Origin of the sequence: Vibrio sp. FF266 (genome assembly GCF_041439695.1) — a bacterium.
Lineage (GTDB): Bacteria > Pseudomonadota > Gammaproteobacteria > Enterobacterales > Vibrionaceae > Vibrio > Vibrio tasmaniensis_A.
In genome coordinates this window covers 20,710-31,579 of record NZ_JBGOOO010000046.1, presented here as the reverse complement: position 1 = coordinate 31,579, position 10,870 = coordinate 20,710, and the positions used below count along the sequence as shown (strand labels likewise).

Below are 10,870 nucleotides of genomic sequence, written 5' to 3'. Positions count from 1 at the left end.
GTTAGTGATTGTACTCACTTAACTCAGTGTCCAAAACTTCTGGTGCGGATCATAGCTCATCGACCATTTTTTCCATCTCTTCTGTGTCTTCAACAATGCTCTCGATAGTATCTTGCTGTTCTTTGTTGAGTAGCGTGTCTTTGAGCATTTCAGCCTGCCATTGAATTCTGAATATTGGAGTTCGCAGTTCATGAGCTACCGCATTGGTAAGTGAACGATTACTCTCGATTAAGCTATGGATTCGGTCGGCCATCAGATTAAAGGATTTATTCAGAGTTCCAATTGCACTGCCGCCTGATGTTTCAGCTCGCGAAGAGAGGTCGCCTTCAGAGAAGCGTAATGTGGCATTTTCAAGCTTCTTAACTCTGCGGAAAATAATCAACAGATGACCCAGGCCATATACGATGAAGCTCGCGATAAAGAATACCCAAATAAGGTCATCTTCGAGCTCTATTTTTTGTCGAACGAGCGTGTCGTCGTTGGGCAGGTAATGATAGATGTTTTCACTGTTAGCTAAGCGAAACCATAACTCCCGATAGTCGTCGTGAAAAATAAATACGTTGGGGTTAGCAGTAAAGAATTCAGAAACTGGAGTCGGTACTTCATCATTCGATTTGAATGTGATGAGGGTATTGCGGGAGGTGTCAACAAACTGATTTATGGCTTGATGAGCGGCTTCGAGGCCCTGATTATTCGCGATGTTTTCTAGGAGCTGTTGGTGGGCCGTTGCTTCGTAATCTTGCAATATATATTCATAGTCGGTATTGAGCTGATAGACACAAATTTCGTAGGCGAGAAGACCAACAATAAAGCAAGTTAACAGCCCTAGTAGGGACTCCAAATAGATACGTCGCATAATCGCTCTCTTTCATTGCGCCCGTATTGAGCGCGGTTAATGCCAGGCGGTCGAAACAAATAAGTAACCTTTTCCGCGAATGGTTTGAATTTTCTCTGCTGGTGCTTTGTCGTCACCAAGTATTTTTCGCAAACGTACTACTTTGTTGTCAATCGTCCGATCGATCCCGTCGTACTCGATCCCGCGCAGCGTTTGAGTTAAGCAATCACGTGACAGCGGGGTATCGGGGTTGGATGCTAACAGCCAAAGTAAATCAAACTCACTGTCTGTCAGTGATAAAACCGCGCCTGAAAGCTCACACTTTTTATAGGTGTTTTTCAGAATGAGTTGATCAAATTGAAGGGTGCCTGAGTCATCGACTGATGACGTATCGGTTTCCTGTCGGCGCAATAGTGACCGGACTCTTGCTAGCAGAACTCGTGGTTTTATTGGCTTAGTGACATAATCATCGGCCCCTGTCTCTAAACCAGCAACGTGATCAAAATCGTCATCGCTGGCGGTGAGCATTAAGATTCTACCTTTGAAGTGTGTACGTGTCTGTCGGCAGATTGTAAGCCCATCGGTTACAGGAAGCATTAAATCCAACAGCACGATATCAGGTTGGTCGTCAAGGATGGTTTGCACTGCATCACTGCCATCGTCTAACGCGGTGACCTCAAAGTCTTGTGCTACAAAGTAATCCTTTAGCATTTGCTGAAGTTTTAAATCGTCTTCAACGATGATCATTTTAGGTTTTGTCATTCCGTTATCAGCCTTGTTGTGCGTTTAATTTGTTGAAATTACGTGAGTGCGTTTAATTTTGGCGGCTCCTGCTGTTGCATATTAATCACAAATGCGTCAAGAAGAAATTCCTGATGCGAATGATTAAACACTTTCCATGCTAGTTCAATGCCGATTTCTTATTTAATCGAAAAATAAAAAACAACGTTCAAAAAAATCTACATTCTATTACATTCGCACGACAGATAATTTAATTGTTAACCAATAGAATTTCTCCAATCAAAATTTTGGGGAATAATGGTATGAAGTACTATCGAAATACGTTGCTAGCGTTACCTTTGGCTCTCTTGGCTGGCTGTAATTCAAGTTCAAACACGGGACAATCAACCACCATTTCGCAAAAGGAACCGAAGGCTGACTACGTATTTTCTTCAGCTAAACTTGGTGAGTTGTATCAAGAGAGGCAAGAGCTCCAAGAAGAGGCTATGAAGCTCTCTTACGATGGTATTTTGTATGAAAAAATTCAGTTTGCTGAAGACATTAGTGATAAGCAAAAAGTGATTAGGCTTTTGGATGGCTTAGGTCAAAGTGTTGATCTGTACTTTCCTGAAGCTGGGTTTGATAGTTGTGGTATTTATACAGAGAGCAAGGGCTTGGATCTATTTGATTGTGATGCAGCACAACGCTTTACTTCTAGTGATACTACGTCAATAAAAGCAATGACGAAGGATAAAAAAGTCTCCGTTAACCTTGAATACCAAAACGAGTTGTCGCAATACGTGACGAGCCTAGGTTCGACGATTCTGAGTAAATCCAAAAATGGTAATAAAGTCACCATTACCACATCGTTTGCCTTCAACGCTTTTTACCGCGATGTGCTCAACGAGACTGGCGCTGTTGAACGGATTACTTCCACTCTAGGCGCATCAACCTATTCTCAGCTTTTTGATATCGTGAAGTTATACCGAGGCAGTGAGATGACGTTGAAGTTCACCAACCATATTGGCGGTAGTGCTGATGACGAAATCAACATGTACACCGGGCGTATGATCAATAACAACAAGATGACGACGGTTGTGACTCCAACGGGTTCGGTTTTTTCGGGTGGTACGGATCTATTTGCTGCTGGCAACCCACGCATATTGCAACGCGCTGATACTACCAAGGTCATTGAACTGAATAAACAGGTGGGTGTGCATAGTTGGGCTGAAGGGAATAAAACGGCCAAAGAATTCCCATACACCAATGAGAGTCATCGTCAGCAAGCGACCTATTTTAAAAAGGTGATGGGAGAAAAAGGGATAGACTTCTATATCTTCACTTTAGATTCTGCCCCGGCTTCCGGTGAACACTGGATGACCAAAGCAGACTCTGATAAGTACGGTTTTATTACTCGTATTGAGTAGTCAAAGAAAGTAACAATAACGACTCCGCAAAGGTTGGTGATGGCTCTGTCATTATCGGCCTTTTTTGTTCATGTCTTGATTCGTTACTTTGTTGAGTGCAGATTTCCTTGTCTTAAATTTCAGTATTAAGACTTATTGATACTACCTTTCAACTTCCCCCAAAAAAGTGTCTACACGGATTCCTACTGATTTATTTTTTGCTCTTTCTAAGCAAAAACTTTTGACCCGTAACCATCACACCTCAAATCTTTAATGATTTTATTTAGTGGTCTAAATGATATTTAAAGCATTGTTTTGAAATGATTTATTTGATTTTGAATGATGTATTGTTACGAGTTTGTTTTAAATAATCATTTGAACCCTAATTAAATCTCTGTCATTTTATACTTAACTGAACGTTCAATATAAAATAGAAGGACTAAGAAATGCCCAAGGTTGGGATGCCTGACATACGTAAACCACAGCTTGTTCAAGCGACCATGACGGTGATTGATCGAGTCGGTTTGCATGCCGCGAGTATTGCGTTGATCAGCAAAGAAGCGGGAGTCTCCACTGGCATTATTAATCACTATTTTGGTGGAAAGCATGGGCTGCTCGAAGAGACCATGCGAGAAATACTGCGTCAACTTTCGAATACCGTAACAACAGAATTAAAAGCGCTCCCTGCTGATGCTCACCAGCAAAGGATCAACGCTATCATCAACGGTAATTTCGAAGGCTATCAAGCGGAAAATAAAGTGTCGAAAACATGGCTCGCATTCTGGTCTTATTCGATGCATGACGCTCAACTCAAGCGTCTTCAGCGCGTGAATGAAAAGCGTTTGATTTCTCACTTACTTATTGAATTGAAGTCGATTTTTCAACCTGATCAAGCGGAATTGATCGCACACGGCATAGCATCATTAATTGATGGCATCTGGCTGAGAGGGACGCTCAATCCTGAAGGCATTAACGCCGACAAAGCTCGTGCAATCATCAATGACTACTTAGACAAGCAACTTACGTTTTACTCGTGTCAGCGTGATCAATGAGTCATCAAAAATTCTAGTGAGTGAGCTCAAAAGGCTCGCTCTCAACAACGATATGCATTCACAAATACATAGACCGATAGAGTCTAACAACAATAATTAAGTCAGAAGATCAAATGGAAATGAACTCGTTATACATCGATGGTAAAGCGGTTGACGCTACCTCAGGCGAAACTTTCGTCAGCATTAACCCTGCAAACGGCGAACCTATCGCAACGCTTGGCCAAGCTTCTTCAGCTGACGTTGAAAGTGCGATTGAATCGGCGAAGCGCGGGTTTGCGGTATGGTCAGCAATGACAGCCGTAAAACGCAGCCGCATTCTTTTAAAGGCGGTAGAGATACTTAGAGCTCGAAATAATGACCTTGCGAACCTTGAGGTTGTCGATACGGGAAAGCCGTTACAAGAAGCGATCGAAGTGGATGTGGCGTCTGGCGCCGACGTTATTGAGTATTTCGCAGGGCTAGCACCTACGCTGCAAGGCGATCAACAACCTCTTAGTGAATCTCAATTTTTCTACACACGCCGTGAACCACTAGGTATCTGTGCGGGCATTGGCGCGTGGAACTACCCTATCCAAATCGCAATGTGGAAATCGGCTCCGGCATTGGCCGCGGGTAACGCGATGATTTTCAAGCCTTCAGAAGAAACGCCGCTAACGGCGCTCAAGCTTGCAGAAATCTTTACTGAAGCTGGTCTTCCTGATGGCGTGTTCAACGTGGTTCAGGGCGATTACCGTGTTGGTCAGATGCTAACGGCGCACCCAGAGATCGCAAAAGTGTCGTTCACGGGCGAAACCGGTACCGGTAAAGCGGTAATGGCAGACAGCGCTAAGACGCTGAAATCAGTCACCATGGAACTTGGCGGCAAGTCACCGATGATCGTGTTTGATGATGCGAAATTGGATGATGCAGTTTCCGCTTCGATGGTTGCTAACTTTTACACCCAAGGCGAAGTGTGCACTAACGGTACTCGCGTTTACGTTCATGAAAATATCTATAACGATTTCATCGACCAACTTAAAACACGCACTGAAAAGCTCATCATTGGTAACCCAATGGATATGGAGACTCAGATCGGTGCGTTGATCTCTAAAGAACACCTATCAAAAGTCCTTGAAGCGATTGAGCTGGCTAAACAGTCGGGTGCTACCTTGTTGACTGGTGGTTATCAAGTGACGGACAACGGCTTAGCAAACGGCAACTTTGTTATTCCTACGGTATTCACCGATTGCCATGACGACATGCCTCACGTTCAGCAAGAAATTTTCGGCCCTGTTATGTCGGTATTGAAGTTCACTGATGAAGACGATGTGATTCGTCGTGCTAACGATACTAAGTACGGCCTTGCTGCTGGTGTGTTCACGCAAAACCTTTCTCGTGCTCACCGTGTTATTCATCAAATGCAGGCGGGTATTTGTTGGGTTAATACATGGGGTGACTCACCTGCAGAAATGCCTGTTGGTGGCTACAAACTTTCAGGGGTTGGCCGCGAAAACGGGCCAGAAACTCTACTCCACTATACGCAGACTAAGAGCATTCTTATTGAACTTGGCGACTACGCCAGCCCTTATGCCTAACGCGTAACACTCAATTTTATGGGTTAGCTTAACAGAACTAACCCTACTGACTCATCTCAGGGAAATCAAAAATATGGAACAACGCTACGATTATATTATCGTCGGCGCGGGTTCGGCCGGCTGTGTGTTAGCGGATAGGCTAACGGAAAGCGGTGAACATAGCGTTTTATTATTGGAAGCGGGTGGTACGGATAAGAGTATTTTTATCCAAATGCCTACTGCGCTTTCTTACCCGATGAATACTGAAAAGTACGCTTGGCAATTCGAAACTCAACAAGAACCGGGCCTTGATGGACGTGAATTGCATTGCCCACGTGGCAAGGTGTTAGGTGGCAGCTCATCGATCAACGGCATGGTTTACGTTCGCGGCCACGCTTGTGACTTCGACCAATGGGAAGAAGAGGGCGCTGATGGTTGGAATTACCAAGCTTGTTTGCCTTACTTCCGCCGTGCTGAATCATGGAATAAAGGTGGTGACGAATATCGTGGCGACAATGGCCCAGTCGGCACTTGTAACGGCAACGATATGGCGCTAAACCCGCTTTACCAAGCGTTCATCGATGCAGGTAAAGACGCAGGTTACCCAGAAACGCAAGATTATAACGGCTACCAGCAAGAAGGCTTCGGCACCATGCACATGACGGTAGACAAGGGGGTTAGAGCCTCAACCTCTAACGCTTATCTTCGTCGTGCATTGAAGCGTTCAAACCTCACCTTGAAAAAAGGCATCGTGGCACGTCGTTTCTTACTTGAAGCACAAGACTCAGAAGGTCAATCAGGCCTGAAAGCAGTTGGTGTTGAGTTTGAAAAGTCAGGCAATACTCAAGTGGCTGTAGCGAACAAAGAAGTGATCTCTTCTGCGGGCTCTATCGGTTCTGTTCAACTGCTTCAGCTTTCTGGTATCGGCCCGAAAGCGGTACTTGAGAAGGCAGGTGTTGAGCTGAAACACGAACTGAGCGGTGTCGGTGAAAACCTACAAGATCACTTAGAAGTGTACTTCCAATATCACTGTAACGAACCTATCACGCTCAACAGCAAGCTTGGCTTGGTCAGCAAGGGCATGATTGGCGCAGAGTGGATTCTGACTCGCAAAGGCCTTGGTGCCACTAACCACTTTGAATCGTGCGCGTTCATTCGTTCTCGCAAAGGATTGAAGTGGCCGAATATTCAATATCACTTTCTGCCAGCAGCGATGCGTTACGACGGACAAGCGGCCTTTGATGGTCACGGTTTCCAAGTACACGTTGGCCCGAACAAGCCAGAGAGTCGCGGTACGGTAGCGATCACTTCTGCTGATCCGCATGCCAAGCCAGAGATCATTTTCAACTACATCTCGACTGAACAAGATCGCCAAGATTGGCGCGATTGTATTCGTCTGACGCGTGAGATTTTGTCTCAACCTGCGATGGATGTGTACCGAGGCAAAGAGATTCAGCCGGGTCTGAGCGTAACTTCTGATGAAGCGATCGACGAATGGGTTAAGCAGAATGTTGAAAGTGCTTATCACCCTTCCTGTGGCTGCAAAATGGGCTCAGATAACGACCCAATGGCGGTACTTGATGAAGAGTGTCGCGTTCGCGGTGTCGATAATTTACGTGTTGTCGACTCATCGGTTTTCCCAATTATTCCAAACGGTAATTTGAACGCCCCGACCATTATGGTTGCCGAGCGTGCTTCCGATTTGATTTTGGGTAAGCCAATGCTCAAAGCGCAGGACGTTCCAGTGTGGATTGCACCTGAGTGGCAAGACAAGCAAAGAATAAATAAACCAGTAAGAGAAGCGTAAGCCTCTGTTATTAGTTTAAAAATAGAAAGTAGTTCAAAAATAGAAAAAGTAACAACAAAAATTAGTCAAAAGTCAGAAGAACTGCTCTCTATCGGTGTTGATATCGAGCAGCAAAAGGAAAGATAAAAAGGAACCATTATGACGACTCTAAATATTCAGAACGTGACAACAAAAACGTTAACAGCACTAGCGATCAGCTCATTTGCATTTGGTGCTAACGCTTCCGTAGAACCACAACAATGTGAAAACGTACGCTTCGCTGATGTTGGTTGGACAGACATTACCGCAACAACGGCTGTCACTTCTGAGCTACTGAAAGGCCTAGGCTACAAAACCAAAACTGACCTACTTTCAGTACCGGTTACTTACTCTTCAATGGCGAACGGCGATATTGACGTATTCCTAGGTAACTGGATGCCAACTATGGAAGGCGACATCGCTAAGTACCGCGAAGCGGGAACGGTTGATACCGTACGTGCCAACCTTGAAGGGGCAAAATACACACTAGCCGTACCAAAATACGTGTACGACTCTGGCGTGAAAAGCTTCGCCGATCTAGCAAAACATGCCGACAAATTTAAAGACCGCATCTACGGTATTGAGCCGGGTAACGATGGCAACCGCTTAATCCAATCAATGATTGATTCTGACGCGTTTGGCTTGAAAGATTTCAGCCTAGTGGAATCAAGTGAAGCGGGCATGGTATCGCAAGTATCTCGTGCTGCTCGTCGTAGCCAGTGGATCGTTTATCTAGGTTGGGCACCGCACCCAATGAACAGCAATGTTGAGATGGAATACCTATCAGGTGGTGACGACTTCTTCGGCCCGAACTACGGTGGCGCAAATGTTTACACCAATGTTCGTTCAAACTACCTGTCTGAATGTGCAAACGTCGGTCAACTTCTGCAAAACCTAGAGTTCACTCTAGAGATGGAAAACCAGTTGATGGAAGAGATTTTTAACCAAAAAGTGAAGCCAGAGAAAGCGGCTCAACAATGGTTGAACAATAACCCTCAACAAGTTGAAGCTTGGTTAGACAACGTAAAAACGCATAAAGGTGAATCAGCGACTCGAGCGGTTACTGAATACCTAAAACAAGTTAAAGCTTAGTTTTACCTACCTATCGATCTATTTATCAAAGCTCTATAAATAAAAAGGTGGGCTGACCAATTTATCGATTGGTTTGAAGTAGCCCACCCATAATAAAAGGCAATATTGTGAATTTTATTACGGAAAACAAAATCCCTGTTGGTCAATGGATGGAAGCAGGTGTTGATTGGCTAACAATCAATGCAGCAGGATTCTTTGACGCTATTTCGATTTTTCTAGAAACCGTCATTATGTTTTTAGTCGATGTATTTAAGTGGATGCCACCGGCTTTACCAATCGTGATGACCGCGGCGATTGCATGGTATTTACACCGTAAACCCTCGCTTGTGATTTTCGTGGTTGCAGCTTTGCTGACTATTTTAAACCTTGGCTACTGGCAAGAAATGCTGGAAACCTTTGTCCTCGTGTTTGCAGCGACAACGATTTCCGTATTAATTGGCGTTCCAGTTGGCATTATGGCCGCGCATCGCCCTTGGTTGTATACGGTGCTTAGACCCATTCTTGATTTAATGCAGACGGTTCCAACGTTTGTGTATCTGATTCCGACTTTGGTTTTATTCGGCTTGGGCATCGTTCCTGGCTTAATCTCGACCATTATATTCGCCATTGCCGCGCCAATTCGTTTGACTTATTTAGGCGTCACCAAAGTGCCTGAAGAGTTGATTGAAGCGGGTAAAGCGTTTGGTGCGAGCCGCATGAAACTGCTGATGAAGGTCGAATTACCGGCTGCTTTACCAAGCATTATGGCGGGTGTAACTCAATGTATTATGTTGTCGCTTTCGATGGTGGTTATCGCCGCTCTTGTCGGTGCTGACGGACTTGGTAAACCTGTTGTTCGCGCATTGAACACAGTGAACATCTCACAAGGTTTTGAAGCCGGGCTGGCGATTGTATTAGTCGCTATCATTCTTGATCGCTTGTGCAAAACACCCAATCAGAAGGAGGCTTAATCATGTCTAGCTCTCAGGAAAAAAAGACAATGGACGCGATTACCATTAAAAACCTTGATGTTGTTTTTGGTGATAAGTCGAAGCAAGCGCTCGAGCTACTCGACCAAGGTAAAACTCGCCAAGAGATCATTGATGAAACCGGCCAAGTGGTTGGCGTAGATAATGTGTCGCTGACCGTTGAAGAAGGCGAGATTTGTGTGCTGATGGGTTTGTCTGGTTCTGGTAAATCATCTTTGCTTCGCGCAGTTAACGGCTTGAATGAGATCAGCCGTGGCTCATTGGCGATCAAAGATGGAGACAAGCTGGTTGATTTAGGTGAACAGTGCGACGAAGCGACCTTGCGTCACCTTCGTACTCACCGCGTTTCTATGGTGTTCCAAAAGTTTGCCCTAATGCCTTGGTTAAACGTGTTAGATAACGTGGCGTTTGGTCTTGAAATGCAAGGTGTAGCTAAAGATGTTCGTCGTGCTAAAGCGCGTGAACAACTTGAAATGGTGGGTTTGGCAGAGTGGGAAACCAAGTATCCGCATGAACTATCGGGCGGTATGCAGCAACGTGTTGGCCTAGCGCGTGCCTTTGCGATGGATACCGACATTCTTCTTATGGATGAACCGTTTTCAGCGCTTGATCCGCTGATTCGTGCACAGTTGCAAGATGAGCTAATTCTATTGCAAAACAAGCTTAACAAAACGATTCTGTTCGTGAGTCATGATTTAGACGAAGCGCTGAAGATTGGTAATAACATTGCGATCATGGAGTCAGGTAAATTGATTCAACATGGTAAGCCTGAAGAGATCGTACTCACACCAAAAACGGAATATGTGAAAGATTTTGTCGCACACACTAACCCGTTGAACGTATTGAAAGGTCGTTCGTTGATGCAGCCACTGGATTCTTTGAAACAAGAAGATGAAAGTTGGAAGATCTGTGACTCTAAAGACTTATGGATTGAGCAGAGTGAAGGTACTTTGTCTGTAAAAGGTGAATCGACTTTAGCGCTTGTTGAGTGGAACGAATCCGACGATTTAACGGCAATCAGCGCGTCGAGTGTTGTAGTGGCAAGTCCAGAGATTGGCATGCGCGATGCGATTAAACTGAAACAGCTAAGTAATCACCCGATTTTGCTGGTGGAAGACAATAAACTGGTCGGTATTTTGGATAACAGTGAATTTTATAATGCGCTTACTGGTAACTTTCAGATGAATACCGCTGCGTAAAATTTCGTTTTTCAGCTTAGCTAAAAAGGCTGGTTTTTTATTGGGTGGAGAGGGTTAAATCTCTCTACCTCTATGATTATTAAAATATATTATTCTTTGAGTTTGTATTCTCTGACTCATTATTTTTGTCTTCATTGAAGCTTTGATTCCCCCTTCATTAGGCAAAAGTGCCGTACCACGCAAGTTTAGTGGTATAGAAAAGATTGAGAATAGTATTAAC

At 44.5% G+C, this 10,870-nt stretch carries 8 protein-coding genes and 1 pseudogene; 7 read left to right on the top strand and 2 right to left on the bottom strand.

The annotated features are described in order from the left end of the window. Positions 1-52: 52 nt before the first annotated feature. A pseudogene (locus ACED59_RS21665) lies at positions 53-856 on the bottom strand (histidine kinase dimerization/phospho-acceptor domain-containing protein); the annotation flags it as partial. A 36-nt stretch (positions 857-892) separates the two neighbouring features. Then, on the bottom strand, positions 893-1,597 hold the full coding sequence (locus ACED59_RS21660) for a response regulator transcription factor (protein WP_017097224.1): 705 nt from the start codon (positions 1,595-1,597) through the stop codon (positions 893-895). Positions 1,598-1,878: 281 nt separating this feature from the next. Between ACED59_RS21660 and ACED59_RS21655 the strand changes: the two genes are divergently transcribed. The 7 genes from ACED59_RS21655 (at position 1,879) to choV (ending at position 10,650) form a co-directional block, all read left to right on the top strand. Beyond that, positions 1,879-2,982 carry a hypothetical protein gene (locus ACED59_RS21655; RefSeq protein ID WP_009845981.1) on the top strand — a complete coding sequence of 368 codons (1,104 nt, stop codon included), beginning with the start codon at positions 1,879-1,881 and terminating at the stop codon, positions 2,980-2,982. A 425-nt stretch (positions 2,983-3,407) separates the two neighbouring features. After that, positions 3,408-4,013: a transcriptional regulator BetI gene (gene betI / locus ACED59_RS21650; protein WP_017097225.1), complete on the top strand. Its 606-nt coding sequence runs from the start codon at positions 3,408-3,410 to the stop codon at positions 4,011-4,013. A gap of 113 nt (positions 4,014-4,126) precedes the next feature. After that, positions 4,127-5,587 (top strand): betaine-aldehyde dehydrogenase, encoded by a 1,461-nt coding sequence (gene betB / locus ACED59_RS21645; RefSeq protein ID WP_017097226.1) that lies wholly within the window; start codon positions 4,127-4,129, stop codon positions 5,585-5,587. Positions 5,588-5,660: 73 nt separating this feature from the next. Then, positions 5,661-7,373, top strand: a complete 1,713-nt coding sequence (gene betA, locus ACED59_RS21640; protein ID WP_017097227.1) for a choline dehydrogenase — start codon at positions 5,661-5,663, stop codon at positions 7,371-7,373. A 138-nt stretch (positions 7,374-7,511) separates the two neighbouring features. Continuing rightward, positions 7,512-8,483, top strand: coding sequence for a choline ABC transporter substrate-binding protein (locus tag ACED59_RS21635; RefSeq protein WP_017097228.1), 972 nt, complete (start codon positions 7,512-7,514; stop codon positions 8,481-8,483). Positions 8,484-8,590: 107 nt separating this feature from the next. Continuing rightward, on the top strand, positions 8,591-9,433 hold the full coding sequence (gene choW / locus ACED59_RS21630; protein WP_009845976.1) for a choline ABC transporter permease subunit: 843 nt from the start codon (positions 8,591-8,593) through the stop codon (positions 9,431-9,433). A gap of 2 nt (positions 9,434-9,435) precedes the next feature. After that, positions 9,436-10,650, top strand: a complete 1,215-nt coding sequence (choV, locus tag ACED59_RS21625) for a choline ABC transporter ATP-binding protein (protein WP_017097229.1) — start codon at positions 9,436-9,438, stop codon at positions 10,648-10,650. Positions 10,651-10,870: the final 220 nt, after the last annotated feature.

Excerpts from the sequence above, each read along its gene's own strand:
- choV (WP_017097229.1), top strand. The coding sequence starts at position 9,436 with ATGTCTAGCTCTCAGGAAAAAAAGACAATGGACGCGATTACCATTAAA.
- ACED59_RS21660 (WP_017097224.1), bottom strand. The coding sequence starts at position 1,597 with ATGACAAAACCTAAAATGATCATCGTTGAAGACGATTTAAAACTTCAG.
- betI (WP_017097225.1), top strand. The coding sequence starts at position 3,408 with ATGCCCAAGGTTGGGATGCCTGACATACGTAAACCACAGCTTGTTCAA.
- betB (WP_017097226.1), top strand. The coding sequence starts at position 4,127 with ATGGAAATGAACTCGTTATACATCGATGGTAAAGCGGTTGACGCTACC.
- ACED59_RS21635 (WP_017097228.1), top strand. The coding sequence starts at position 7,512 with ATGACGACTCTAAATATTCAGAACGTGACAACAAAAACGTTAACAGCA.
- betA (WP_017097227.1), top strand. The coding sequence starts at position 5,661 with ATGGAACAACGCTACGATTATATTATCGTCGGCGCGGGTTCGGCCGGC.
- ACED59_RS21655 (WP_009845981.1), top strand. The coding sequence starts at position 1,879 with ATGAAGTACTATCGAAATACGTTGCTAGCGTTACCTTTGGCTCTCTTG.